Raw genomic sequence first — 25,286 nt, 5'->3', positions numbered from 1 at the left:
AGACTTCTTGTCTCTTCTTTCCAAGCGCCGCTCCCTCGGCGCGGCGTCGCTACGGCTGTTGGTCGTGGTAGTCGCCAGGGCCGCCGTCGAGCCAGGCGTAAAGCTCCCAAAGCGTGTCGTCCGGATCGGTGAAATAGGCGCAGCGCGCATTCCAGACGTAGTTTTCGGGCGGTCCATAGAAGGGCACGCCCTTGGCGCTCAATTCGCCGTGCAGCCGGTCGATCTCGGCCGGCGATCCGAGCTGGACGGCGACGCAAACCTTGTGCGCTTGGCGCGGCGATCTCTGGTTCGAGACGCCGGTGTGTCGGTTGATGTGGTCGAGCTCCCAGGCGGCGAGCGTCACGCCCTCGCCATGGAAATCGGCAAAGCCTTCGGCACGCCGACGCAGCCGGAAGCCGAGTTTCCCGACATAGAAGTCGACCGTACGCTCGATATTTTCCACCAGCAGGCAGACGTCGGAGATGCGGGTGAGGTTGGCCGGCATGACTATTTCGTCCCGCCGGTCTTGGAGAGTGGCAGCTTCACGCCGACGCGGTTGGCGGCGCCGATGATGTGCGTACGCATTGCTGCTTCCGCCGCCGCCGGATCGCCCGCCACCAGCGCCTCGTAGATGCGCACATGCTCGCCGACATTGATCTCGACGAGATCGTGCAGCGGGTTGGTCATGCGGGCATAGTGGATCGACTGGCGGATCTGCTCACAGACAAAAGAGATGAAGGTGTGGATGTAGCTGTTGCCGGTCGCCCGCGCGATCTCGCGGTGGAAGAGCAGGTCGGCGTCGATGCTGCCTTCTTCCCAGCGCTCCTCGCCGCCCATGCGGTCGAGCGCCGCCTTGATCGAATCGAGATGCTCCTGCCCGCGCCGCGCCGCGGCGAGCGCCGCCGACTCGGCCTCGAGGATGCAACGCAGCTCGAACAGCCGCTCCATATTGTGGGTATCCTTGAGCGCCTCGCGGTCGATGCGGATGGCGGCCCTTTGCTCGGGCGCCAGCACGAAGGCTCCGATACCTTGCCGCGCTTCGATCATGCCGTCGGCCCTGAGCTGGGCGATCGCCTCGCGCACCACATTGCGGCTGACGCCGAACTTCTCGGAAAGCTCCTGCTCGGTCGGCAGCCGCGCGCCGGGATTCAACTCGCCGGATTCGATCTCGCGGCTGAGGAAGGCCGCGACCCGGTGCGGCAGGGTTTCGACGGTGCCGATGGCGGCCAGTCTCTGCTTCATAAAAAACGCTCCGTCGAGGGCAGCAGGCAGCCGGGATTCATCACCCCTTTAGGGTCGAGCGCAGTCTTCAGCGCGGTAACCATGCGGCGATGCGCCGGCGAGAGCCCGGCCCAGAATTCTCGGGCACGGCTGCGGCCGATGCCGTGCTCGGCGCTGATCGAGCCGCCGAGGCTGACGGCGATGTCGTAGAGTCCCGCCGTGATTTCCTCGCCGCGCACCCGGGCTTCGCCATCAGCGAGATCGAGCGGCGGCAGCACATTGAAATGGATGTTGCCGTCGCCGGCATGGCCATAGGCCAGTGCAATCCAGCCCGGATGTTCGGTGGCGACGAAGCGGCGGGCGCGCTCGACAAGGGCAGGGATATCGGAAATGCGCACCGAGAGATCGGTGCGCACGTGGTAGCCGCGCTTCGCCTGGCCCTCGACCAGTCCCTCGCGGATCGCCCAGAAGGCCTTAGCCTGCGCGTTGCTGGTCGCGAGGACTGCGTCGGCCACCAGGCCGCTTTCGAGCGCATCGGTTAGAAAACTGGCGAGCACGCCGTTGAGGTCGATGGTCGGTCCGGAGGACAATTCCATCAGCGCATGGACGGGTGCTGCGACAGGCGCCATCATTCCAGGATCGACCAGCCGGGCCAAATCGATGCATTCCGAGCCGATGATCTCGAAGGCGGAAATCAGATCGGAGCAGCCGCGGCGCGCTCGGTTGAAGAGGCCGATGGCCGCCTCGAACGAGACGAGGCCGAGATAGGCAGTCTCGACACGGGCGGGCTTCGGGAACAGCTTGACCTCGACACCGGTAATGAGGCCGAGCGTGCCTTCGGAGCCGATGAAGAGCTGCTTCAGGTCATAACCGCTGTTGTTCTTGCGCAGCCCGGAAAAGCCGTTCCACAGCTCGCCATCGGCCAGAACAACCTCCAGCCCCAGGATCAGGTCGCGCGCCATGCCGTAGCGCAGCACGTTGACGCCGCCGGCATTGGTCGCGGCATTGCCGCCGATCTGGCAACTGCCTTGTGCGCCGAGCGCCAGTGGGAACAGGCAATCTTCGGCCCCGCTTGCCTCTTTGATCGTCTGCAGCACGCAGCCTGCGTCCGCCTGAAGTGTGAAGTTCGCGCGATCGATCCGGCGGATGGCGTTCAGCCGCTCTAGGCTGACGACTACACCGCCGGTGGCGGTGCCATCGATGGCGCCCGAAACCAAGCCGGTGTTGCCGCCCTGTGGAATGACGCCGAGTCCCAACTCGCTGCACAGACGCATCAGCGCTTGCACCTCCGCAACCGACGCGGGGCGCAGTACGGCCAGCGCGCTGCCTCGATAGTCGCCGGCCCAATCGCCGAGATACTTCGCCATTCCAGCAGTGTCGGCGGTGAGACCGCTCGGCCCCACTGCGTCTTCGAGGACGCTGAGGATATCCGGTGAGAGGCTGCGAATGGTCATCAGCGGCGCAATCGGTGAGGCGATAGGGTGATGTATATCATCCTACAACTTGGATTGAGTCAATCCGAAGCGAGCGCTGCCAGGCAAGACGGTGGATAAATCTGGAGGGACCTCGGGTCGGCCGCGAGGCGTGCGCTAAAGGTAATGCGCGACCTTCTTGCCGACGGCGAGGAAGCGCAGCGGGTCGACCGCCTCGCCATTGTGGCGCACTTCGTAGTGGAGATGCGGACCGGTCGAGCGGCCGCTGCTGCCAGTCTTGCCGATCACGTCGCCGGCGGCGAGCTTCTGGCCGACAGTCACGTCGATCTCGCTGAGGTGGCCATAGCGCGTCGCAAAGCCGTTGCCGTGGTCGACCTCGACCATGCGGCCGTAGCCGCCGTTCCAGCCGGCCTTGGTGACGACGCCGGCAGCGGTGACCTTCGCCGGCATGCCGATCGGCGCCCTGAAATCCATTCCCGTATGTAGGGCGGCCGTGCCGAGGATCGGGTCGGTGCGCACCCCGAACGGGCTGGTCACGGTATGGCCCGGCGCGGGATTGCTGAGCGGCAGCTTGCGCGCCTCTTTCTTGACGTCATCCAGCGCATCAAGCGCTTCATCCAGCTCTTTGACTTTGCTGTCGAAGGTCATTGAAGAATCGAGCGGCACCAGCGGCCCGCCGACTTCGTTCTTGTCGAGCTCCGTGTCGACCGGCAGCCCGGCGGCTTGCAGCGCCTGCGAGATCGCGTCGGCGTTGCGATAAGCGTTGTCCGCAAGCGTGGTGATGCGCGTGAGCTGCTGGTTCTCGATGGCCTTGAGCGAAGCGTTGATCGACACGAAGAGCTTGTCGGCACGATCCGCTGCCGTTTCGTTGTCGAGCGGGTCCGAGCGTGTCGACCACAGGGAGAATGGCCTCGTGTCGCCGGCGCCCAACGACGCGACGGAGTAGGTCGGCGCCTGCGAAAGACCGCCGGTGATCTCGGCGCGCTCGTCGGGTTTGGTCGCGGTGGCATTGGCTGCGGCGGGCACATCGCCGACCTCGCTCTCGGCGCGTTCGAGGATCGGCCCGAGCCGGCCGTGGCGCTGGCTGAGCTGGGTCTGCCTGGCCAGCAACTCGCTGACCTTGGTCTCCATGAGCTGCTGGTCGAGAAGCTGGCGGCTGGTGATGCGATCGACCTGGGCGCGAAGCGCGGAGATGCGATCCTCATAGGCCTGCTGCATGCGCGCCTGCCTGGCTGCGGTGGCGCCGATCAGGTCATCGCGCAGCACCAGGTAGGAGGTGGCGAGCAGATAGCCGATGGCGATCGCCGCAAGCGCCGACCCGATGAAGGCGGCGAGCCACGGGCGGATGGTGAAATGCCGGATCTCGTTGCCCCGGGCGATAATGACCGTATGGGGCTCCTTGCGCCTGCCGAAGACCGCTGACTGACCGTTCACGGGACCAAGCTTTCGTTACGACTCCAACGACAGCTCGATTACACATTATTAGGGTTAACAAAGCTTTGCTGGCGGCGATGTCGGCATATCCAAATCCCGCAACGCGGGTGGCAGGTTGCAGGGAAGGAGGCCAGCAAAATCGCGGAAGCTTTGGGTCTGCCCCGCTTCACAGCGCGCGCACCGCCTCCAGCACCTCTTCGGCATGGCCCTTGACGCGCACCTTGCGCCAGATGCGGGCGATGCGTCCGTCCTGGCCGATCAGGAAGGTAGCGCGCTCGACACCCATGTACTTGCGGCCGTACATCGTCTTCTCGACCCACAGATGATAGGCCTCGATCGCCTTGCGCTCCTCGTCTGCGACGAGATCGAGGGTGAGATCGTATTTCGCCTTGAATTTGTCGTGTTTCTTGACGCTATCGGGGGACAGTCCGATGACTACGGCGCCGGCCTTCTCGAATTCCGGCTTCAGCTGCGAGAAGCCGATCGCCTCGTTGGTGCAGCTTGTGGTGTCGTCCTGCGGATAAAAGTAGAGTACGACAGGTTTTCCCCGGATCGCGGCGAGGCTGAGGGTGCCGCCGCCGTCGCGCGGAAGATCGAATTGCGGCGCAACGTCGCCCACGTCGAGATCAGCCATGTCGATGCCCTTGTTTGCGGTTACGCGCGGATCGAGCATCGATATAACGTGAGGCGGGGATTCGTCCACGACGAGTACGTTTACAACGGAATATTGCTTGGATCAGGAGCAACCGCAGCACGAGAAGATCAGGTTCAGGCGTGACGAGATCACCGACCTGGGAGCTTTTCCGTCCGCTTGCAGCGTGCCGCCGCTCGGCCGTGCTTCGGTGCGCTGGCGTTTCCGCATCCTCGGCCGGGTGTTCGCCGGACTCTGCGCACTGGTGCTTCTGGCGGCAATTGGCGTCTATGTGCTTGGCACGTCAGGCATCGGCACGGAACGACTTCGCGCCGAAGCCGAGACGGCCATCGAGAAGCTCGCTGGCGTCGATCTCAACGTCACCGTTGGGCCGGCGCGGTTGACGCTCGATGGGTCGAGCTTCGTCGCCCTGCAGGTCAGCGACGTCAGCTTGAAGACGGCCGACGGCAAGCCGATGGCCGATGTCGGGCGCGTCCGCTTCGGCATGCGCCTGCTGCCGCTGCTATCCGGCGAGGTCAAGCTCACCAGCGCCCGGTTCTCCGATGCTCGCATCATGGTCGCCGCCATGCCGTCCGGCAGCGGTGATTGGACGGCGGCTTTGCGCAACGAGGATGGCCTGGTCGATCCGGAGAAAGTATCTGCGGCGGTGTTTGGCGGCGTCAACGCGGCGCTGGATGCGGTGCGCGCGGAATCGATGCGCCAGATCGACCTCCGCAACGTCGAGTTCGAATTGCCGCCGGGCGGATCGGTCAGGCGTGTGACCGTCGCCGAGGCCACGGTTGGGCAGACGGGCACAGGCAGCATGGAACTGTCTTCAAAAGCCGATGTCGACGGCCGGCATGTCAGCCTGAGCGCCTCCGCGGCGCGCGATCCGAGCGCCAGGCGGATCGCATCGCTGGACGCCGCCGTCGCGACAGCGGACGTCGGCGTAACGCCCGCTCAGGGAAGCTCCAGCGGCGGGAACTTCGCCGCCCAGGGCGGCAAGCTTGGTTCTGTTGCGCTGAAGCTTTCGGGCGTCGAGGCGTCCGGCGACACGCCGTCGCGGCTGACGGCGTCGCTGTCGCTCGGCGGCTCGGTGCTCGATCTCGGCTCGCGCGGGCTGCTGCCGGCCGACGTCGATGCCAGGGCCACATTGGTCGCGGGATCAAACAAGGTCTCGGTCGACAAATTGCTGATCAGGACCGGCCGCTCGACATTCGATTTCTCAGGCTCGGTCGGGCCGAAACCGGCAGCCGCGGGCGAGGAGCCGTCCTACCGCTATGACCTTGTCAGCGACGGCTCGACGCTCGCGCCTTCGGAATCGCCGGAGCCGGCGCTTCAGTTCCTTGCCCGGGTCGCCGGCGTCTACCAGACCAAGAGCCGCAAGCTCGTCGCCGAGCAGATCGGCGTCCGCTCCGGCGGTTCGAGCGACGTGCTGGGCACGGCGTCGCTCGCCTTCATCGACAATGGCCCGCCGGGTGTGTCGCTGTCGCTCAATGTCCACGACATGCCGGTTTCGCATGTGAAGCAGTTGTGGCCCTGGTTCTCCGCCCGCAACGCGCGGCTTTGGGTGCTGGACAACCTGTTCGGCGGCCGCGTGGTCGACGCCAACCTGCAGTTCCAGGTCGTTCCGGGGCGGCTCGGCAATGGCGTTCCGCTTTCCGGCGACGAGGTGTTCGGCCGCTTCCAGGTCGAAGGCTCGCGCTTCGATACCGCGGGGCGCATTCCGCCGATCCGCGATGCGGTCGGTGTCGTTGCCTTTCATGGCAACGATGTCGATATCACGCTGTCCTCGGGCAGCGTTTTTATGCCGAGCGGCCGCACCGTGGCGGCAAGCGGCGGCACGCTGACGATCAAGCAGGCGAATGTTTCCCCCGTGATCGGCTCGCTCGACATCGATGTCGCCGGCGAGGCCCCGGCGATCGCCGAACTCGCCTCCTTTGAGCCGATCAACGCCATGCGCCATGTCGGACTTGCGCCTGAGGATTTGAGCGGCACCGTCACCGGGCATGTGCGGGCCGACATTCCGCTGACCTCCGGCGTCGATACCTCGAGGCTCGACTGGCTGGTGGCGCTGGACTACCAGGATCTTTCCTTAGTCAAACCGTTCGAGGACCAGATGGTGACCGAGGCCGACGGGTCGATCACCGTGAGCCCCGACCGTGCGGTGATATCGGCCAAGGCGAAGCTGAACGGCATTCCGGCCGAGCTCGACCTGGTCGAGCCGCTCGAGGACAGTGGCCCGCCGCGCAGCCGTAAGGTCGCGCTGGTGATCGACGACAAGACGCGCACTGCAGCAATGCCCGGCCTGTCGCCGCTGCTTTCCGGAACCATCAAGGTGGCGATCGACAAGAGCGGCGAGGGCGTCCAGAACGTGTCGGCCGACCTGACCAACGCAAGGCTCGACATCCCTTGGGCAGGATGGAGCAAGGGTGCCGGCATTCCGGCCAAGGTCACCTTCACGATGGCAAAGTCCGGCAGCACGACCACACTGTCCGACTTCGATCTCGACGGGAAGAGCTTTTCGATCGACGGCGATGTGACACTGGTCAACGGGGCGCTGTCCTCGGCCCGGTTCAGCAAGGTCGCGCTCAACAGAGGAGACGACGTCGCGGTCTCGGTCAAACGGTCGGGCAAAAGCTATGCGGTCAATGTCAGCGGCGACTCTCTCGACGCCCGCTCGCTGATCAAACAGTTCACCTCAGACGTCGATACAGCCACAAAGGGCGCCGGCGCCGACGCGATCTCGGTCAGCGCCGACGTGAAGTCCCTGACCGGCTTTCACGACGAGGTGCTGTCGAACCTCAAGCTGAATTACAGCGCTGCCGGCTCCCGGGTGAATGGTCTCGATGTCAGCGCGACGGCGAGTTCGGGTGCCGCCATTGCCGTCCGAAACACCACCGGCGACGGCGGCCGGTCTCTCAGGATGAAATCGGCCGATGCCGGCGCTATCCTGCGCTTCCTCAACATTTACGAGCATATGGAGGGCGGGGCCATCACGCTGTCGCTGGCGGGCGACGCCGACGGGCCAATGAAGGGCCAGGTCGACGCCAGCAATTTCTATGTCGTCAACGAGCCGAAGCTTGCGTCGATCGTGTCGACCAGGCCGGCCGGCGACACGCGCAGCCTCAACCAGGCGGTCAAGGCCAACATCGACACCTCAAGGGTGCAGTTCGAGCGCGGCTATGCCGAGATCGACAAAGGCTCCGGCTATCTCAGACTGGCAAACGGTTTGTTGCGCGGTCCGCGCATAGGCACCACTTTCCAGGGCACGCTCTACGACCAAGACAACAATATGGACATGACCGGCACCTTCATGCCGGTTTATGGGCTGAACCGCATCTTCGGCGAACTGCCGCTGTTCGGCCCGCTGCTCGGCAACGGCCGCGACCGCGGCCTGATCGGCGTCACCTACCGGCTGCGCGGCAACGCCAACAAGCCGACGCTCAACATCAATCCGCTGTCGGTGGTGGCGCCGGGAATTTTTCGCTCAATCTTCGAGTATCGGTGATCAGGCCGACTAGATCGGCCGCACCAGAACGTGCTTCTTCCTGCCGAACGAGAGCTTCACCACACCTTCCGCGCCCAGGTCCTCAAGCGTCACCATGCGCCGGTCATCCGTGACCGCCTGGTCGTTGAGGCGCACGGCGCCGCCCTGGACATGCCGGCGCGCTTCGCCATTGGAGCCGGCGAGTCCGGCGGTCACGAACAGCGACAGGATTCCGATGCCGGCCTCGAGATCAGCCTTGGCGACGTCGATGCTGGGCAGCGTGTCGGCGAGCGCGCCTTCCTCGAAAGTCTTGCGCGCGGTCTCTGCAGCCGTTTCGGCCGCCGCGCGGCCATGCAGCATGGCGGTGATCTCGGTGGCGAGAATCTTCTTCGCCTCGTTGATCTCCGAGCCGCCGAGCTTTTCGAGGCGCGCGACCTCGGCGAGCGGCAGTGTCGTGTAGAGCTTCAGGAAGCGCCCGACATCCGCATCCTCGGTGTTGCGCCAGTACTGCCAGAACTCGTAAGGCGACAGCATATCGCCGTCGAGCCAGACAGCGCCGGAGGCCGACTTGCCCATCTTGGCGCCCGACGAGGTGGTGAGCAGCGGCGTTGTCATCGCAAACAGTTGCACGCCTTCCATGCGATGACCGAGATCGATGCCGTTGACGATGTTGCCCCACTGGTCGGAGCCGCCCATCTGCAGCCGGCAGCCGACGCGCTTGTAGAGCTCGACGAAGTCGTAAGCCTGCAGGATCATGTAGTTGAATTCGAGGAACGACAGCGACTGCTCGCGGTCGAGCCTGAGCTTCACGGAATCGAAGGCCAGCATGCGGTTTACGGAGAAATGCCGGCCGACATCGCGCAGGAAATTGACGTAGTTGATCTCCATCAGCCAGTCGGCGTTGTTGACCATCACCGCGTCGCCGGCGCCGCTGCCGAATTTGAGGTATGGCGCGAAATTGCGGCGGATGCCGACGAGATTGCTCTCAATGTCCTCAGGCGTCAGCAGCTTGCGCGCCTCGTCCTTGAAGGAAGGATCGCCGATCATCGAGGTGCCGCCGCCCATCAGCGCGATCGGCCGGTGGCCGGTCTGCTGCAGCCAGTGGAGCATCATGATCTGGATCAGCGATCCGGCATGCAGGCTCTTCGCCGTCGCATCGAAGCCGATGTAAGCGCTCACCGTTTCCTTGGCGAAGAGCTGGTCGAGGCCGGTTTCATCCGAAATCTGGTGGATGAAGCCGCGCTCGCTCATGATGCGCAGGAAATCGGACTTGAAGGCGGACATCTTTTCTTCCCGGAGGTCGCACGGCATTTGGCCGAGCTTGACGTGAAGGGGCGCGTTTAGCATCCAAGCGCGATCAGCAAAAGTGGTTTCCGGTTTCGCGTAGGATCGCGCTTCAAGAGGCAAACAGGCGATCAGCGACAGTGGCTTCCGGTTTCGCGCAACACCGCACTTCAACCGGCAAACCGGCGATCAGCAAAAGTGGCTGGGGGCTTTGCGTGCTATCGCCTTGCCATGAGCCGCATCCTTGCTTCGCCCCTTTTGCTGGCGTAATGAGGCGCCCGCGCAAGGGCAGCACGCCCCGAGGCGCCGCGACGGGGCTATCCCGCAGATCAGATCGGACAAGCTCCCGCGATGAACAGGAACTATCTCCTCCTCTTTCTGTTCAGCATCCTGATGACCGTCAGCGGGCTGGCAAGCCTGCCGCCGGTCGACCGGGACGAATCCCGCTTCGTCCAGTCGACCAAGCAGATGGTCGAGACCGGCGACTATATCGACATCCGACTGCAGGATGTGACCCGCTACAAGAAGCCGATCGGCATCTACTGGCTGCAATCGTCGGCCGTCGTATTGAGCGGTGAGGGGGCCGAAGCGCCGATCTGGGTCTATCGACTGGTTTCGATGCTCGGCATTGCGCTCGCCGTCGTGGGCATCGGCTGGACCGGTACAAAACTCTTCGGCGCCAATGCCGGCCTTGCCGCCGGCCTCATGATGGCCGCCATCTTCGCCACCGCCTTCGAAGGCCGCGACGCCAAGACCGACGCCATGTTGCTCGCCTGCTGCGTGGCCGCGCAGGGCGCGCTGGCGCAGGTCTATCTGGCCGCGCGCCGCAAGGAGCCGGTTGCCGGCCACCTCCCATGGATCTTCTGGATCGCGCAGGGACTGGGAATTCTGATCAAGGGTCCGGTCGCTCCGCTGTTGTCGCTGCTGACGGCCGGCGCGCTGTTCGCCTTCGAACGCGACTGGCGCTGGCTTTTGAAGCTGAAGCTGGTGCGCGGCGTTGCAATCGTGCTCGTCATCGTGCTGCCCTGGATCATCCTCATCAGCTGGAAGAGCGGCGGCGCCTTCTTCCAGGAGGCGGTCGGCAAGGACATGCTGAACAAGGTGGCGCAGGGCGAGGAATCGCATGGCCTGCCGCCGGGCTTCTATATGCTCACCTATTCGCTGTTCATGTGGCCTTTCGGCCTGATCGCGGTCGGCGCCGGGCTGCAGGCCATCAACCGCTTCTGGGACGACCCGCGCCTGCGCTTCTGTCTCGCCTGGTATATCCCCTTCTGGCTGGTGTTCGAGGCGATCCCGACCAAGCTGCCGCATTATGTGCTGCCGGCCTATCCCGGCATGGCGCTGCTGATCGGCTGGCTGCTCACCTTGCCGGAGGATAAGGCCAATGCGCCGCTCAAGCGCTGGCAGAACTGGCTGTGGTGGTCGACCGCCTTCGGCGTCGTCGTCGTGTCGATCGGGCTAGCCGCAGTATGCATAGGCGCGCCGCTCTATCTCGCAAAAGCCTTTTCCTGGTGGAGCATTCCGGCGGCAATCGCCGCGCTCGTGACCGGCTATCTGGCTTTCCCGCGCCAATTGCAGGTGCCGCTCGAACGCATCGCGGCGATCGCGATCGGCGCGGGCGTAACGTTCAGCCTGCTGTTCGGCGTGATTGCGCCGTCGCTGAGGCCGATCTGGCTGAGCCCGGCCATCAAGGCAGCCGTCGATGCCAACCGTCCTTGCGACACCACGGTGCTCGCCTCGTCCCCCTATCACGAGCCGAGCCTGGTGTTCCTGGTCGGGACCAAGACCGTGCTGACCGACGTCGATGGCGTGGCAAAGCACCTGCTGGCCGATCCGACCTGTGCGCTGGGACTGGCGCCGGTCAAGGAGGAGCAAAAGCTAAACGAGCTGCTTGCCGGGCAGGGCAAGTCGGCGAAGCGACTGACCGAGATCGACGGGCTCAACTATTCGTCAGGAGACAAGCTGGCTCTCGGCCTTTATCGAGTGGCCCAGTGAGGAATAATGTCGGAGCTCGAAGACCCCTATAGAGCCATGTCCGCCGTTTCTCTTTACCGCCGTTCGCTCGGCAACTTCCTCGACACGACGCGCATCGTGCAGCGGCGTTTTGCAGTGCGGCCCGCGCGCTATCCCGAGATTCCCTGGCTCGTCTGGGTCTCTGCATGGCTTCTGCTGGCCATAGCCATTGGCCTCACCCTGGACAGCGCCGCCGGCAGGATGCGCGGCGGGTGGACGCCAAGCTTCGTCCGATTCACCGACTTCTTAACGGATTTCGGCCTGGGCGGCTGGTATCTCATCCCCGCGGTTCTCTGCCTCGTCGCCGCCAACCTGACGGACTGGCGACGGCTTTCCAGGTCGTCGCGTCTGCTCGTCTACAATTGGACCTGCTTCGCTTTCCTGGTGCTTTGCGCGGTTAGTCTTTCCGGGCTGGCCGTCAACTTACTAAAATACGGCATCGGCCGGGCCCGGCCGCTCTATTTCAACGATTACGGGGTGCTGTCGCTGCATCCCTTCGCCATGGATGCGCGCTTCGCCGGCTTTCCGTCCGGCCATGCTACGACGATGGGGGCGGTGTTCGGCGTCCTCTTGCTGCTGTTTCCAAGGCGCTGGCACATCGCGCTTGCGGCCACGGCCTTGATCGCTTCGACGCGCGTCTTCGTCGGCGCGCATTATCCGAGCGACACAGTGGCCGGCTTTGGGCTCGGCCTTGCCTTTGCGATCGCCGCAGGGTTGGTTTTCGCGCGGCTCGGTTTCATCTTCCGGCGGCCGTCGTCGACCAGACCCGTGCCCAAGCGCACGTTCCGGCTGCTGTCTTCCAGCGGATCCAAGGACAAAACATCGCTGGCGAGGCGGAGCCGCGAGCAATTGTCGGCTGACCGCCCGTAGAGCTATTTGGTCTAAGGATTGCCCGAAATCTACCTCAGCCGCTTCGGCCGTGGATCGGCGAGCTCGCCGGCCAGACGCCGGTCGAGGTAATCGGCGCATTCGTCGATCAGCAGTTCGGCGTGGTTGGCGAAGAAATGGTTGGCGCCGGAGATAGTCTTCTGCGTGATGGTTATGCCCTTTTGCGTGTGCAGCTTGTCGACCAGCGTCTGCACGTCCTTGGGCGGCGCCACCTTATCGGCATCGCCATGGATGATGAGGCCGGACGACGGGCAGGGTGCCAGGAACGAAAAATCGTAGGTGTTGGGCTGCGGGGCGACCGAGATGAAGCCCTCGATCTCGGGCCGGCGCATGAGCAGCTGCATGCCGATCCATGAGCCGAAGGAATAGCCCGCGACCCAGCAGCTCTTGGAATCCGGATGCAGCGACTGCACCCAGTCGAGCGCAGCGGCCGCGTCCGACAATTCGCCGGTACCGTGGTCGAACTCGCCCTGGCTGCGGCCAATGCCGCGGAAATTGAAGCGAAGCGTGGTGAAATCGCGCTTCTGGAACATGTAGAAGAGGTCGTAGACGATCTTGTTGTTCATCGTGCCGCCGAATTGCGGGTGCGGATGCAGCACAATGGCGATCGGCGCGCTCTTTTCCTTGGAAGGCTGGTAACGGCCCTCCAGGCGACCAGCCGGACCGGCGAAAATGACCTCAGGCATAAAATACTCCACGTGGCATACGAAGGCGCGAGCCCGGACTCTTCCTTTGGCCCATTCTGTGGCCTTGACGCCGGGCAAGCGTCTTCCTAGAAGCTAGTTTAGAATTGTTCAAAACTGGGTGCCGAGAACGCATTTTCTCGGCCGCCCGCGCCGCAAGCCGGGTAAATAGGACGGCTCGCCTTGCAATTTCAAGGAAATAACGCGCTGTCCTCGCGGAATGGCTGCTGACAGGATCGACTGAAGGAAAATGGCCGCAACTCGCGCCTATCTCGACTACAACGCCAGCGCACCTCTCATTGCAGAGGCGCGGTCGGCTATGGTCGCGGCGCTCGATGCCGCCAATCCGTCGTCGGTTCACAGCGAGGGCCGCGCGGCGCGGCGGCTGATCGAGGATGCCAGGCGTGACGTGGCAAGACTGGTCAATGCCAGGCCCGAGCACGTCGTGTTCACCTCCGGCGCGACGGAGGCCGCATCGACGCTGCTTGCTCCCGACTGGCAGATGGGGCGCGGCTCTGTCCGCATCAGCCACCTCTATGTCTCGGCCGCCGATCATCCCTGCATTCTGAATGGCGGGCGGTTCTCGGCGCCGCAGGTGACGAGGATCGGCGTCGATCGAGACGGCATTGCCGATCTCGAGGCGCTGACTACGGCGCTCTCCGCGCATGACAAGGCTGCGGGCCTGCCGCTGGTGGCGATCCATGCCGCCAACAACGAGACGGGGGTGATCCAGCCGATCGGACGCATCGCCGAGGTCGTCAAGGAAGCGGGCGGCGTGCTGGTCGTCGATGCCGTGCAGGCGGCAGGGCGGATTCCGATCGACATGTCAGCCGGTTATGCCGATTATCTGATCCTTTCCTCGCACAAGATCGGCGGCCCGAAGGGCGCCGGCGCCATCGTCGCCCGGGCCGATCTGATGATGCCGAAGCCGCTGATCAATGGCGGCGGCCAGGAAAAGGGCCATCGCGCCGGCACGGAGAATCTTCCCGGCATTGCCGGTTTTGGTGCCGCGGCGCGGGCAGCACTCGCCGGCCTGGAAGACATGGAAGCGGTCGCGCGCCGTCGCGACAAGGTCGAAGCCATCGTGCGGGAGCTCGTCCCTGATACGGAAATCTTTGGAGCGGCCGCGCCAAGGCTTGCCAATACGACATTCTTCGCTATTCCCGGCGTCAAGGCCGAGACGGCGCAGATCGCCTTCGATCTCGCCGGTGTTGCGCTGTCGGCCGGTTCCGCCTGCTCGTCGGGGAAAGTCGGGCCAAGCCACGTGCTGAAGGCGATGGGCCACGGCGAGAGCCTTGGCGCCTTGCGCGTCTCGATTGGCCGCGCTACCGGCGCCGAGGAGATCGAGGCGTTCCGCGCGGCTCTGGCGGGCATAGCCGCGCGTCGGGCTGGAAAAGAAAAGGCTGCCTGACGGCGGCAAGGCATCGGACAAGAGATCCCCGGAGGCTCTTGAAATCCGGTGCTCGAAAAACGAATTCAGGCCATCCGGCCTGGTAGAGCCGTGCGTTTCGTTTGGACGGGTGAATTTCCGGCCGGAACGCACTATATGGAGCTTACTCCGCAGCCGAGTCCTTCCCCGGGCGCGTTTCTGCGGTGCCATAGTTTGAAAACTGCCGGGCCTTGACCCCGGCGTGGATGGAGAACGCTTATGCCTGCTGTGCAGGAGACGATCGATCGAGTCCGAAAGATCGACGTCGACCAGTATAAATACGGATTCCAGACAGAGATCGAGATGGATAAGGCCCCCAAGGGCCTGAGCGAAGACATCATTCGCTTGATCTCCGAGAAGAAGGGCGAGCCGGACTGGATGCTGGAATGGCGTCTGGGCGCCTATAGGCGCTGGCTGACGCTGGAAGAGCCGACCTGGGCGCGCGTCCACTATCCGAAGATCGACTTCCAGGACATCCACTATTACGCGGCGCCGAAGAGCACGCCGGGACCGAAGTCGCTGGACGAGGTCGATCCCGAATTGCTCAAGGTCTACGAGAAGCTTGGCATTCCTTTGAAGGAGCAGGAGATCCTCGCCGGCGTGCAGAAGACCGACGCTTCGGAGCTGGAGGAGGCCAACGACAACGTCTACAAGTCCGGCCGCGTCGCGGTCGACGCCGTGTTCGATTCCGTCTCGGTGGTCACCACCTTCAAGAAGGAGCTGGCTCAGGCCGGCGTTATCTTCTGCTCGATTTCGGAAGCGATCCGCGAGCACCCTGAGCTGGTGCAGAAATATCTGGGCTCGGTCGTGCCCACTTCCGACAATTTCTACGCCACGCTGAACTCGGCCGTGTTCACCGACGGCTCCTTCGTCTTCGTGCCGAAGGGCGTGCGCTGCCCGATGGAGCTGTCGACCTATTTCCGCATCAACGAGAAGAATACCGGCCAGTTCGAGCGCACGCTGATCATCGCCGAAGAAGGCGCCTATGTCTCCTACCTCGAGGGCTGCACGGCGCCGCAGCGCGACGAGAACCAGCTGCATGCCGCGGTAGTCGAGCTGATCGCGCTCGACGATGCCGAAATCAAATATTCGACGGTGCAGAACTGGTATCCCGGCGACGCCGAGGGCAAGGGCGGCATCTATAATTTCGTCACCAAGCGCGGCGATTGCCGCGGCCATCGTTCGAAGATTTCGTGGACGCAGGTCGAGACCGGCTCGGCGATCACCTGGAAATATCCGAGCTGCATCCTTCGCGGCGACGATTCCAGCGGCGAGTTCTATTCGATCGCGGTGTCGAACGGCTATCAGCAGGTCGATAGCGGCACCAAGATGATCCATCTCGGCAAGAACACGTCGAGCCGCATCATCTCCAAGGGTATTGCCGCCGGCTTCTCGCAGAACACCTATCGCGGCCAAGTCTCGGCGCACCGCAAGGCGACCAACGCCCGCAACTTCACCAACTGCGATTCGCTGCTGATCGGCGACCAGTGCGGCGCGCACACCGTGCCCTACATGGAAGCCAAGAACGCGACGGCGAAGTTCGAGCACGAGGCGACGACGTCGAAGATATCCGAGGACCAGAAGTTCTACGTGATGCAGCGCGGGATTCCCGAGGAAGAGGCGATCGCGCTGATCGTCAACGGCTTTGTCAAGGACGTCATCCAGCAGCTGCCGATGGAGTTCGCCGTAGAGGCGCAGAAGCTGATCGGCATCAGCCTCGAGGGTTCGGTCGGCTGACCGCAGAAGATATTCAGGAAAAAAATATGCTTGAGATCAAGAATTTGCATGCCCGCATCGTCGAGGACGGCACGGAGATCATCCGTGGCCTGAACCTGACGGTCAAAGCCGGCGAGGTCGCCGCCATCATGGGCCCGAACGGTTCGGGCAAGTCGACGCTGTCCTACATACTCGCCGGCCGCGAGGACTACGAGGTCACCGAAGGCGACATCCTCTACAACGGCCAGTCGATCCTCGAAATGGATCCGGCCGAACGTGCCACCGCCGGCATCTTCCTCGCCTTCCAGTATCCGATGGAGATACCGGGCGTGGCGACCATGGAATTCCTGAAAGTCGCGATGAACGAGCAGCGCAAAGCGCGCGGCGAGGAGCCCCTGAAGGTTCCGGAATTCCTGAAGCGCGTGAAGGACGCCGCCGCCTCGCTCAACATGGACATGAACATGCTAAAGCGGCCGCTCAATGTCGGCTTCTCCGGCGGCGAGAAGAAGCGCGCCGAGATCCTGCAGATGAAGCTGCTCGAGCCGAAGCTCTGCGTGCTCGACGAGACCGATTCAGGCCTCGACATCGACGCCCTCAAGATCGTCGCCGATGGCGTCAACGCGCTGCGCTCGCCGGAGCGCGCGATCGTCGTCATCACCCACTACCAGCGCCTGCTCGAGCACATCGTGCCGGACAGCGTGCACGTGCTCTACAAGGGCCAGGTCATCAAGTCGGGCGACAAGTCGCTGGCGCTCGACCTCGAGACCAACGGCTATGCCGGCGTGATCGGGCAAGCCGCGTGAGATGGGGCCAAGTGAGGCAAGAGCAATGAACATGCACGCACAGCCCCAGCGGACATTGGCCGAAACGGCGCTGATCGACGCCTTCGGCGAGCGGCTGTCGCTGCTGCCCGGCGACGGCGCGGTGATGGTCAAGCGCGACGACGCGATCGAGGCGATCAAGCACGGCCTGCCGACGCGCCGCGTCGAATCCTGGCATTATACGGACCTGCGCCGGCTGCTGACCTCGGTGCCGGCCTTCGAGGCCGGGGACATCGCAAAGGCGTTCGATCCGGTCCTCGACGGTTCGGCCGTTCTGCCGGTGCTGAACGGCGTTTCGAGCGCCAAGGCGCCTGCGATCGAAGGCGTCACGGTGCAGCGCCTGTCGGAGAAGCTCACCGACGGCAGTATCGCGCCGGGGCTCGATCGCTATGGCGCCGATGACGCAATCGGCGCGCTGAACACGGCCTTCGTCGCCGACGGCTATTTCGTCGACATCGCCGACGGCGCCGAGCTGGAAAAGCCGATCGAGCTGCAGAACCTGCAGGCCGGCGGCCAGACGCATGTGCGGCTCCTGGCACGTGTCGGTGCCGGCGCCAAGGCAATCATCGTCGAGCGCCAGACGAGCGAGGGCGGCGAGGCCGCGCTCGTCAGCTCGGTCAGCCAGCTCGTGGTCGGCGACGGCGCCGAGGTGACCTGGCTGATCGTGCAGGAGCAGCCGGACACGGCAACGCACCTTGCTCAGTTCAAGGCGCATATCGGCAAGGACGCCAAGCTGACGCTGTTCGTGATGAACGCCGGCGGCAAGCTGGTGCGCCAGGAAGTCGTGGTCAGGACGACTGGTGAGGGCGCCGATTTCAAGCTGCGCGGCATCAACCTTCTGGCCGGCGACACGCATACCGACACCACCATGGTGCTCGATCATGCCGTGCCGCACACCGCCTCGACCGAAGTGATCCGCAACGTTGTGACCGGCAAGGCGCGGGGTGTCTTCCAGGGGCGCATCAACGTCCACCAATACGCGCAGAAGACCAACGCCAAGATGGCGTGCAACACGCTGCTCCTATCGGACGAGGGTGAGTTCTCGACCAAGCCGGAGCTGGAAATCTTCGCCGACGACGTCGTCTGCGGTCACGGCGCGACGGTCACCGAGATCGACCACAACCATCTGTTCTATCTGATGGCGCGTGGCATTGACGAGAAAGCGGCGCGCGGCCTTCTGGTGAAGGCTTTCGTCGCGGAAGTGATCGAGGAACTGGACGACGACGCGCTCGTCGATGCGCTCGAAGCGCGGCTCGACGCCTGGTTTTCGACGCACGGGTAGCGCTTTCCCCTTCTCCTACTTGGGAGAAGGTGGATTGGCGCGGAGCGCCAAGACGGATGAGGGTTGCTGGACGAAGTGAGGCGAAGCCTCGAAAGACCTTGTGATGGACCAGAAGATCGAAACCGCTCCCTACGACGTCGAGGCGATCCGCCGCGACTTCCCGATCCTGTCGCGGCAGGTCTACGGCAAGCCGCTGGTCTATCTCGACAACGGCGCCTCGGCGCAGAAGCCGCAGGTGGTGCTCGACACGATCCAGCACGCCTATTCGCAGGACTACGCCAATGTCCATCGCGGCCTGCATTTTCTGTCGAATGCCGCGACCGATGCTTATGAGAAAGCACGCGAGACGGTACGCCGCTTCCTCAATGCGCCGAGCACCGACAACATCGTCTTTACCTCGAACACCACCTCGGCGATCAACACGGTCGCCTATGGCTACGGCATGCCGAGGATCGGCGAGGGCGACGAGATCGTGCTCTCGATCATGGAGCACCACTCCAACATCGTGCCCTGGCATTTCATCCGCGAGCGGCAGGGCGCGAAGCTTGTCTGGGTGCCGGTCGACGATCTCGGCGCCTTCCATATCGAGGAATTCGAGAAGCGGCTGACGAACCGCACAAAACTCGTCGCCATCACCCATATGTCGAACGCGCTGGGCACGGTGACGCCGATCAAGGAGATCGTGCGCATCGCGCATTCGCGTGGCATTCCCGTGCTCGTCGACGGCAGCCAGAGCGCCGTGCATATGCCGATCGACGTGCAGGACCTCGATTGCGACTTCTTCGTCTTCACCGGCCACAAGGTTTACGGTCCGTCCGGCATCGGCGTGCTCTACGGCAAGAAGCACATGCTGGAAGCGATGCGGCCCTTCATGGGTGGCGGCGAGATGATCGAGGAGGTGACGGAAGACATCGTCACCTACAACGAGCCGCCGCACCGTTTCGAGGCCGGCACGCCGCCGATCGTGCAGGCGATCGGGCTGGGCGCCGCGCTCGAATATATGGAAAAGGTCGGCCGCGAGCACATCGCGGCGCATGAGGCGGACCTCAAGAATTACGCGCACGAGCGGCTGCGCACCATCAATTCGCTGCGCATCTTCGGCGACGCGCCCGGCAAGGGCGCCATCATCTCGTTCGAATTGCAGGGCATCCACGCCCATGACGTGTCGATGCTTATCGACAGGCAAGGCGTCGCGGTCCGCGCCGGCACGCATTGCGCCCAGCCGCTGTTGAAACGCTTCGGCGTAACCTCCACATGCAGGGCATCGTTCGGCATGTATAACACCAGGGCCGAAGTCGACGCTTTGGCCGATGCGCTGGAAAAGGCGCGAAAGTTCTTCGGGTGACGAGGATGGACGATGTGAGCACCACCGCAGAGACCGCGCCGGAAACGGCCGGTAACGGCCTCGTCTCAGCCTCGGCGATCCCGGCCGACGAGTTGGCGCGGCTGACCGACGATATCGTCTCGGCGCTGAAGACGGTCTACGATCCGGAAATCCCGGCCGACATCTACGAGCTCGGCCTCGTCTACAGGATCGACATCGAGGACGACTGGACGGTCAAGATCGACATGACGCTGACCGCGCCGGGCTGCCCGGTGGCCGGCGAAATGCCGGGCTGGGTCGAGAACGCCGTCGGCGCCGTGGAGGGTGTTTCGGGCGTCGAGGTCAATATGGTGTTCGACCCGCCGTGGACACCCGACCGGATGTCGGAAGAGGCGCAGGTCGCGGTCGGGTGGTACTAGCCAGCGACCCACTAAGGTTGGCTGGCTTGCAGCAAAGGTGAAACTTCACCATCTTAAAGGCAGACTCATTCCGCGGGCCTTGAACCCGCGCGAACGTGGAGAACGACATGGGACGCTTCGCCGTCATCACGATGACCGACAAGGCCGCGGACCGCGTGCGTGAGATCGTCGCTACGCGCGACAACGCGCATGGAATCCGCCTTGGCATCAAGAAGGGCGGCTGCGCCGGGATGGAATACACGGTCGATCTGGTCACCGAGCCGAACCCTAAGGACGATCATATCGAGCGCGACGGCGCGCACGTCTATGTCGCGCCGGAAGCGGCGCTTTTCCTGCTCGGCACCGAGATGGATTTCGAGCAGACGACGCTGCGAACCGGCTTCACCTTCAGGAATCCGAACCAGAGTTCGGCCTGCGGCTGCGGCGAATCCGTCGAGTTGAAGCCGGCCGATCTCAAGGCGCTGGCGGAGGCGCGCGCTTCAAGCGCTGCTTAGGTGAGCGCCGAGGCATATCGCTGGCGATGTGCCTGCTGTGACCAGGAGTTCACCGGACTTCCCACCGATATAGCCTTTGGCGCACCGGTGAATCCAGACGCGCTTGACGAGGTAGCTCGGTCGACCTTCCGCAAGAACGACGATTTTTGCGTGGTGAGCTACGCCACGGGGCAAACAGACCGCTTCATTCGTTGCCTGCTGCCCTTGCCCGTACCTCAGTTGTCCGAAGAGTTCTGTTTCGGTGTTTGGATGTCCGTCTCGGAAAGAAGTTGGAATGTCTATCGAGCCGGGTATGATAGCGGCCTATATGAGGACGAGCTCTGCTTCGGGTATCTGATGCACGACATTCCTGAATATCCGAGCTCGATGCACCTGCATGCCAATGTTGTGTTTCAGCCCGGCAATCTGCGTCCCAGGGTTTTTCTGCATGATGCAGACCACCGTTTGGTCGCCGCGCAGCGCGAAGGGGTAGATGTGACACAGATCGAGCGCTGGGTTGCGCTAACCCATCGCCCTTAGATGCAGGCTTAGTTCACCCACAAGCCGGTGCGCTTGTGCCAGTCGGCGATCGATTCTTCGGGATAGAGCTCGAACACCTTGTCGTTCCTGCCGATCGCCGGTTCGACCCAGCTCGCCTTGTATTTCAGCATCAGATGCACCTTTTCCGGCGGCTTCGGCAGGTCGCTGTCGATCGCCGAGGCGAAGGGGTGGACGAGGTCCGGCCAAGTCGGGTCGTAGACCCAGAGCGCGGCGCCGCATGTCTTGCAGAAATTGCGCTCGCCGGTCGAGACCTCGCAGTGCGGATGCTCGTCGTCCTCGATCTCAGCGCGGTAGACGCCGAGATTGGGCTTGCCGGTGACCTTGAGCGTTTGGTTGTTGGCGCCGAGATTGATGGCAAAACCGCCGCCGCCCTGCTGCTTGCGGCAGATCGAGCAGTAGCAGAGCATGAACGGCACGGGCGTATGACTTTCCACCTCGAAGCGGACGGCGCCGCAGCGGCAGGAGCCTTTGAGCAGGACAGGCATGGCGCGAACCTCCATTTCATGTCTCAACCTGTCAGCATGCTGTTGGTTGCTGCGATGACAAGGCCCATGCTGGATGAGATGATTGCGGCATGGACAATGACCGCCTCGAAGAATTGTTCGAGAGCCTGGGGCCGATCAGCATCCGAAAACTGTTCGGCGGCAAGGGAATCTATTGCGACGGCGTCATCGTCGCGGTGGTCGTGCGCGGCGAACTGATGCTGAAGGCCGACGAGGAGACGATCCCCGAATTCGAGGCCGCCGGCTGTAGCCAATGGACCTATACCGGCTCGCGGCACGGCAAGGAGGTGGCGATGCCCTATTGGAGCGTTCCCGACAGCGCCTTCGACGATCCCGACGAAATGGCGGTCTGGGCGCGGCGCGCTTATGAAGCGGGGCGGCGCGCGGGCAGATAAGGCTTACAGCGCCTTCGCGATCTCCGCCGCCAGCCGCGCATTGTTTTCGACCAGCGCGATGTTGGTCTTGAGGCTGCGGCCGCCGGTGAGCTCCAAAATCCACGACAGGAGGAACGGCGTCACGGCTTTGCCGGTGATGTTCTGCGCTTCGGCCGCCTTTTGCGCGGCCTGGATGTAGCCGTCCATCTCGGCTGCCGGGATCTCGTCGTTCTGCGGCACCGGATTGGCGACCAGTATGCCGCCGCCGAGGCCGAGCGCCTGCCGGATATGATAGAAATGCGCGATATCTTCAGGCGCATGCAACGTCAGCGGCGCGCGGAAGGGCGATTGCCTGGACCAGAAGGCCGGCATGGTCTCGCAGCCATGGCCGATGACTGGCACGCCGCGCGTCTCCAGCACTTCCAGCGTCTTTTCGATGTCGAGGATCGCCTTGGCGCCGGCCGAGACGACGACGACCGGCGTGCGCGCCAGCTCGTCGAGGTCGGCCGAGATGTCAAAACTCTTTTCGGCGCCCTTGTGGACGCCGCCGATGCCGCCGGTGGCGAAGACCTTTATGCCGGCCATGTGCGCGGCGATCATGGTGGCGGCCACGGTGGTGCCGCCGGTGCGCTTTTGGGCGACGGCAAAGCCGATATCGGCACGCGACAGCTTCATGGCGTCGCCGGTCATGGCAAGCGATTCGCGCTCGCCATCGGAAAGGCCAATCTTGATGCGGCCATCGACCACGGCGATCGTCGCCGCCACCGCGCCGCCATCGGCGATGATCTGCTCGACCTTGGCGGCCATCGCGCCATTGTCGGGGTATGGCATGCCGTGCGTGATGATGGTGCTTTCCAGCGCCACCACAGGCCGCCCGGCGGCAAGCGCCTCCACCACTGGCGGATGAATGTCGATGAAGGGGCGGGCGGTTTCGGGCGTCATGTCCGTTCTCCACTCCGGAGAAAACACTCCGGCAAGATAGTTTTGTGGCCCTATGCCACCACCCGTGCCTCGGGCACAAGGGCAAGCGCCTGGCCGAAACTGCCGGCGGTGAAAGACGGTACCGCCTCGGCGCTCTCGATGGCGAGCATCGCCGCGGCAACACCTTCGCGCAGTGCCTTCCGCAAAGGCAGCCCGCGCAGCAGCGCGGCAACCGTTGCTCCGGTCAGGGCGTCGCCGGCGCCGGTTACGTCGGCAACTCGTCGCGGGGAGGGCGGGTCGATGGCGAAGACGCCCGATTGGTCGAAGCCGAGCACCGGAGCCCTGCCGGCCGTGATCACGCCTGCCGTCAAGCTCAGCCGCCTGAGTTCCCCGACAAGACCGCGGCCGGAAATATCCGCACCAGCCAGCGCCGCCGCCTCTCGGCGGTTCATGAACAGCAGCGAAAGATTGCCGAGCAGCGGCGCTAGCCGCACCACCTTGGCCGGCGAGATGGCGATGGCGAAAATCGGCCTGTCGCCGGCTTGCGCAACCAGACGCTCGAGGGCCGCCGTCGGCAGGTTCGCGTCGCAGAGGATCGCGTCTGCCTCGGCGATCGCCTCGCGCACCTTGGCGCGGCGGATCTGCTTGGGGAAGGCGAGGTCGTAAAGGCCCATATCGGCAAAGCCGACGATCAGCTCCCCCTCGCTGTCGATCAGCGCAGTGTAGCTCGGCGTCGTGCGGTCGAGGAACACCGCCGAAAGGTCGGCAATGCCGGCCTCGTCGATCGCCGATGCGACGGTCTCACCCGCCGCATCGCCGCCGCGCACCGAAAGCAGCGAGGCCGAGACGCCGCGCTTCACAATGCTGCGCAGCGCGTTGAAGACGCCGCCGCCGACATCCTCGCGCATGATGCCGGGATTGGATGCGGCGGGCACGTAAGGGCCCGAGACCTGGCCGCGCCGGTCGATATGGGCGCCGCCCAGCGCCAGGATGTTTGGGGATGTCGGCATGCCGCGGAGGTGACCTCGTTGATTGTTTGCGTGCGCACACTAGGTTTCCGCGCATCGCCCCGCAATCGGGTCGCGATTCGGGCCGCCCGGATAACGAGATCTCGCTTGGATCAGCAGCACTGGTTCACGCCATCTCTAATGAGACAAAAATAGAACAAATCCAGATATTGTTTGTTTTCCAGTCATTTGCTGCCTCTTGCCAGATGAGAACAAAAAAGGTACAAACTGGCAGGGATCACGGATTGTCCGGCCTTCATTGACGACCAAGGGGTGATGTATCATGGCTCAGAATAGTTTGCGGCTTGTAGAGGATAAGGCAGTGGACAAATCAAAGGCTCTGGATGCGGCGCTGTCGCAAATCGAGCGCGCTTTCGGCAAGGGCTCGATCATGCGGCTCGGTGCCAATGAGCAGGTGGTCGAGATCGAAACCGTGCCGACGGGATCGCTCGGGCTGGACATCGCGCTCGGCGTCGGCGGGTTGCCGCGCGGCCGCATCATCGAAATCTACGGGCCGGAAAGCTCGGGCAAGACGACGCTGGCGCTGCACACGGTTGCGGAAGCCCAGAAGAAGGGCGGTATCTGCGCCTTCGTCGATGCCGAGCACGCGCTCGATCCGGTCTATGCCCGCAAGCTCGGCGTAGACCTCGAAAACCTCCTGATCTCGCAGCCCGACACGGGTGAGCAGGCGCTGGAGATCTGCGACACGCTGGTGCGCTCCGGCGCCATCGACGTTCTGGTGGTCGATTCGGTGGCGGCGCTGACGCCGCGCGCCGAAATCGAGGGCGAGATGGGCGACGCGCTGCCCGGCCTGCAGGCCCGTCTGATGAGCCAGGCGCTGCGCAAGCTGACCGCATCGATCTCGCGCTCCAACACCATGGTCATCTTCATCAACCAGATCCGTATGAAGATCGGCGTCATGTTCGGCTCGCCGGAAACCACGACCGGCGGCAATGCGCTGAAATTCTACGCCTCGGTGCGCCTCGACATCCGCCGCATCGGCTCGGTCAAGGATCGCGACGAAGTGGTCGGCAACCAGACCCGCGTCAAGGTGGTGAAGAACAAGCTGGCTCCGCCCTTCAAGGTGGTCGAGTTCGACATCATGTATGGCGAGGGCGTGTCGAAGACCGGCGAGCTCGTCGATCTCGGGGTCAAGGCCGGCGTGGTCGAGAAGTCGGGCGCCTGGTTCTCCTACAATTCGCAGCGTCTCGGTCAGGGCCGTGAGAACGCCAAGCTTTTCCTGCGCGACAATCCGGACACAGCGCGCGAGATCGAGCTGGCGCTGAGGCAGAATGCCGGGCTGATCGCCGAAAAATTCCTCGAGAACGGCGGCTCCGAAGGCGGTGGTGACGACAGCTTCGAGGACGAGGCTGGCGCGATGTAGGCACTGCCGGAGTTCG

23 protein-coding genes are annotated in these 25,286 nt (G+C 63.8%); 13 read left to right on the top strand and 10 right to left on the bottom strand.

The genetic code is table 11. The annotated features are described in order from the left end of the window. Positions 1–49 precede the first annotated feature (49 nt). The 5 genes from CK218_RS12435 to CK218_RS12415 all read right to left on the bottom strand — a co-directional run bounded on the left by CK218_RS12435 (position 50) and on the right by CK218_RS12415 (position 4,701). On the bottom strand, positions 50–484 hold the full coding sequence (locus CK218_RS12435) for a VOC family protein (RefSeq protein ID WP_067328264.1): 435 nt from the start codon (positions 482–484) through the stop codon (positions 50–52). A 2-nt stretch (positions 485–486) separates the two neighbouring features. After that, positions 487–1,221, bottom strand: coding sequence for a FadR/GntR family transcriptional regulator (locus CK218_RS12430; RefSeq protein ID WP_066995066.1), 735 nt, complete (start codon positions 1,219–1,221; stop codon positions 487–489). Then, entirely contained in the window at positions 1,218–2,654 is a 1,437-nt protein-coding gene (locus CK218_RS12425; RefSeq protein ID WP_095827863.1) for an FAD-binding oxidoreductase, read from the bottom strand. Before CK218_RS12425 ends, CK218_RS12430 begins: the two co-directional genes overlap by 4 nt. Positions 2,655–2,789: 135 nt before the next feature. Beyond that, a complete protein-coding gene (locus tag CK218_RS12420; RefSeq protein ID WP_095827862.1) occupies positions 2,790–4,067 on the bottom strand; it encodes a M23 family metallopeptidase in 1,278 nt (425 codons plus the stop codon). Between the two features lie 166 nt (positions 4,068–4,233). Further along, positions 4,234–4,701 (bottom strand): peroxiredoxin, encoded by a 468-nt coding sequence (locus CK218_RS12415; protein WP_095827993.1) that lies wholly within the window; start codon positions 4,699–4,701, stop codon positions 4,234–4,236. 97 nt (positions 4,702–4,798) lie between these two features. Between CK218_RS12415 and CK218_RS12410 the strand changes: the two genes are divergently transcribed. Then, positions 4,799–8,209, top strand: coding sequence for a DUF3971 domain-containing protein (locus CK218_RS12410; RefSeq protein WP_095827861.1), 3,411 nt, complete (start codon positions 4,799–4,801; stop codon positions 8,207–8,209). Positions 8,210–8,218: 9 nt separating this feature from the next. Here the strand turns inward: CK218_RS12410 and tyrS are convergent, their stop codons facing one another. Next, entirely contained in the window at positions 8,219–9,472 is a 1,254-nt protein-coding gene (gene tyrS / locus CK218_RS12405) for a tyrosine--tRNA ligase (protein ID WP_095827992.1), read from the bottom strand. A 351-nt stretch (positions 9,473–9,823) separates the two neighbouring features. On the opposite strand from tyrS, the gene CK218_RS12400 reads away from it, so the two are divergent. Continuing rightward, a complete protein-coding gene (locus CK218_RS12400; RefSeq protein WP_095827860.1) occupies positions 9,824–11,467 on the top strand; it encodes a glycosyltransferase family 39 protein in 1,644 nt (547 codons plus the stop codon). Positions 11,468–11,473: 6 nt separating this feature from the next. Continuing rightward, a complete protein-coding gene (locus CK218_RS12395; protein ID WP_179294480.1) occupies positions 11,474–12,355 on the top strand; it encodes a phosphatase PAP2 family protein in 882 nt (293 codons plus the stop codon). A gap of 29 nt (positions 12,356–12,384) precedes the next feature. Here the strand turns inward: CK218_RS12395 and CK218_RS12390 are convergent, their stop codons facing one another. Further along, positions 12,385–13,059, bottom strand: a complete 675-nt coding sequence (locus CK218_RS12390; RefSeq protein WP_066995082.1) for an alpha/beta hydrolase — start codon at positions 13,057–13,059, stop codon at positions 12,385–12,387. A gap of 247 nt (positions 13,060–13,306) precedes the next feature. Between CK218_RS12390 and CK218_RS12385 the strand changes: the two genes are divergently transcribed. The 8 genes from CK218_RS12385 to CK218_RS12350 all read left to right on the top strand — a co-directional run bounded on the left by CK218_RS12385 (position 13,307) and on the right by CK218_RS12350 (position 21,060). After that, a complete protein-coding gene (locus CK218_RS12385; RefSeq protein WP_095827859.1) occupies positions 13,307–14,467 on the top strand; it encodes a cysteine desulfurase family protein in 1,161 nt (386 codons plus the stop codon). Between the two features lie 237 nt (positions 14,468–14,704). Then, entirely contained in the window at positions 14,705–16,222 is a 1,518-nt protein-coding gene (gene sufB, locus CK218_RS12380) for a Fe-S cluster assembly protein SufB (RefSeq protein WP_067328280.1), read from the top strand. Positions 16,223–16,248: 26 nt separating this feature from the next. Then, on the top strand, positions 16,249–17,004 hold the full coding sequence (gene sufC, locus CK218_RS12375) for a Fe-S cluster assembly ATPase SufC (RefSeq protein WP_066995090.1): 756 nt from the start codon (positions 16,249–16,251) through the stop codon (positions 17,002–17,004). A gap of 25 nt (positions 17,005–17,029) precedes the next feature. After that, positions 17,030–18,304, top strand: a complete 1,275-nt coding sequence (sufD, locus tag CK218_RS12370) for a Fe-S cluster assembly protein SufD (RefSeq protein WP_095827858.1) — start codon at positions 17,030–17,032, stop codon at positions 18,302–18,304. Between the two features lie 103 nt (positions 18,305–18,407). Further along, positions 18,408–19,649 (top strand): cysteine desulfurase, encoded by a 1,242-nt coding sequence (locus CK218_RS12365; protein ID WP_095827857.1) that lies wholly within the window; start codon positions 18,408–18,410, stop codon positions 19,647–19,649. A gap of 5 nt (positions 19,650–19,654) precedes the next feature. Continuing rightward, a complete protein-coding gene (locus CK218_RS12360) occupies positions 19,655–20,047 on the top strand; it encodes an SUF system Fe-S cluster assembly protein (protein WP_095827856.1) in 393 nt (130 codons plus the stop codon). 107 nt (positions 20,048–20,154) lie between these two features. Continuing rightward, positions 20,155–20,541, top strand: coding sequence for a Fe-S cluster assembly scaffold SufA (gene sufA, locus CK218_RS12355; protein ID WP_066995098.1), 387 nt, complete (start codon positions 20,155–20,157; stop codon positions 20,539–20,541). After that, a complete protein-coding gene (locus CK218_RS12350) occupies positions 20,542–21,060 on the top strand; it encodes a DUF2199 domain-containing protein (protein ID WP_095827855.1) in 519 nt (172 codons plus the stop codon). Between the two features lie 8 nt (positions 21,061–21,068). Here CK218_RS12350 and CK218_RS12345 read toward each other — a convergent pair whose 3' ends face one another. After that, positions 21,069–21,566, bottom strand: a complete 498-nt coding sequence (locus CK218_RS12345) for a GFA family protein (RefSeq protein ID WP_095827991.1) — start codon at positions 21,564–21,566, stop codon at positions 21,069–21,071. An 89-nt stretch (positions 21,567–21,655) separates the two neighbouring features. Between CK218_RS12345 and CK218_RS12340 the strand changes: the two genes are divergently transcribed. Next, a complete protein-coding gene (locus CK218_RS12340; RefSeq protein ID WP_066995104.1) occupies positions 21,656–21,979 on the top strand; it encodes a TfoX/Sxy family protein in 324 nt (107 codons plus the stop codon). 3 nt (positions 21,980–21,982) lie between these two features. Here the strand turns inward: CK218_RS12340 and CK218_RS12335 are convergent, their stop codons facing one another. Both CK218_RS12335 and CK218_RS12330 read right to left on the bottom strand, forming a co-directional pair. After that, the gene (locus CK218_RS12335) at positions 21,983–22,900 is read right to left on the bottom strand and encodes a pseudouridine-5'-phosphate glycosidase (protein WP_095827854.1); all 918 of its coding nucleotides are present in this window, start codon (positions 22,898–22,900) and stop codon (positions 21,983–21,985) included. A 50-nt stretch (positions 22,901–22,950) separates the two neighbouring features. Further along, a complete protein-coding gene (locus CK218_RS12330) occupies positions 22,951–23,889 on the bottom strand; it encodes a carbohydrate kinase family protein (RefSeq protein WP_095827853.1) in 939 nt (312 codons plus the stop codon). A gap of 280 nt (positions 23,890–24,169) precedes the next feature. Here CK218_RS12330 and recA point away from each other — a divergent pair, with 280 nt between their 5' ends. Next, entirely contained in the window at positions 24,170–25,270 is a 1,101-nt protein-coding gene (gene recA, locus CK218_RS12325; protein WP_067328293.1) for a recombinase RecA, read from the top strand. Positions 25,271–25,286: the final 16 nt, after the last annotated feature.

Origin of the sequence: Mesorhizobium sp. WSM3879 (genome assembly GCF_002294915.1) — a bacterium.
Taxonomy (GTDB): Bacteria; Pseudomonadota; Alphaproteobacteria; order Rhizobiales; family Rhizobiaceae; genus Mesorhizobium.
The sequence above is the reverse complement of the archived record's forward strand: the minus strand, read 5'-3'. Positions and strand labels throughout refer to the sequence as shown.

Bases quoted from the DNA above. Each gene is read 5' to 3' on its own strand.
- CK218_RS12435 (WP_067328264.1), bottom strand. From the start codon at position 484: ATGCCGGCCAACCTCACCCGCATCTCCGACGTCTGCCTGCTGGTGGAA.
- CK218_RS12430 (WP_066995066.1), bottom strand. From the start codon at position 1,221: ATGAAGCAGAGACTGGCCGCCATCGGCACCGTCGAAACCCTGCCGCAC.
- CK218_RS12425 (WP_095827863.1), bottom strand. From the start codon at position 2,654: ATGACCATTCGCAGCCTCTCACCGGATATCCTCAGCGTCCTCGAAGAC.
- CK218_RS12415 (WP_095827993.1), bottom strand. From the start codon at position 4,701: ATGGCTGATCTCGACGTGGGCGACGTTGCGCCGCAATTCGATCTTCCG.
- tyrS (WP_095827992.1), bottom strand. From the start codon at position 9,472: ATGTCCGCCTTCAAGTCCGATTTCCTGCGCATCATGAGCGAGCGCGGC.
- CK218_RS12400 (WP_095827860.1), top strand. From the start codon at position 9,824: ATGAACAGGAACTATCTCCTCCTCTTTCTGTTCAGCATCCTGATGACC.
- CK218_RS12395 (WP_179294480.1), top strand. From the start codon at position 11,474: ATGTCGGAGCTCGAAGACCCCTATAGAGCCATGTCCGCCGTTTCTCTT.
- CK218_RS12390 (WP_066995082.1), bottom strand. From the start codon at position 13,059: ATGCCTGAGGTCATTTTCGCCGGTCCGGCTGGTCGCCTGGAGGGCCGT.
- CK218_RS12385 (WP_095827859.1), top strand. From the start codon at position 13,307: ATGGCCGCAACTCGCGCCTATCTCGACTACAACGCCAGCGCACCTCTC.
- sufB (WP_067328280.1), top strand. From the start codon at position 14,705: ATGCCTGCTGTGCAGGAGACGATCGATCGAGTCCGAAAGATCGACGTC.
- sufC (WP_066995090.1), top strand. From the start codon at position 16,249: ATGCTTGAGATCAAGAATTTGCATGCCCGCATCGTCGAGGACGGCACG.
- sufD (WP_095827858.1), top strand. From the start codon at position 17,030: ATGAACATGCACGCACAGCCCCAGCGGACATTGGCCGAAACGGCGCTG.
- CK218_RS12365 (WP_095827857.1), top strand. From the start codon at position 18,408: ATGGACCAGAAGATCGAAACCGCTCCCTACGACGTCGAGGCGATCCGC.
- CK218_RS12360 (WP_095827856.1), top strand. From the start codon at position 19,655: ATGGACGATGTGAGCACCACCGCAGAGACCGCGCCGGAAACGGCCGGT.
- sufA (WP_066995098.1), top strand. From the start codon at position 20,155: ATGGGACGCTTCGCCGTCATCACGATGACCGACAAGGCCGCGGACCGC.
- CK218_RS12345 (WP_095827991.1), bottom strand. From the start codon at position 21,566: ATGCCTGTCCTGCTCAAAGGCTCCTGCCGCTGCGGCGCCGTCCGCTTC.
- CK218_RS12340 (WP_066995104.1), top strand. From the start codon at position 21,656: ATGGACAATGACCGCCTCGAAGAATTGTTCGAGAGCCTGGGGCCGATC.
- CK218_RS12335 (WP_095827854.1), bottom strand. From the start codon at position 22,900: ATGACGCCCGAAACCGCCCGCCCCTTCATCGACATTCATCCGCCAGTG.
- CK218_RS12330 (WP_095827853.1), bottom strand. From the start codon at position 23,889: ATGCCGACATCCCCAAACATCCTGGCGCTGGGCGGCGCCCATATCGAC.
- recA (WP_067328293.1), top strand. From the start codon at position 24,170: ATGGCTCAGAATAGTTTGCGGCTTGTAGAGGATAAGGCAGTGGACAAA.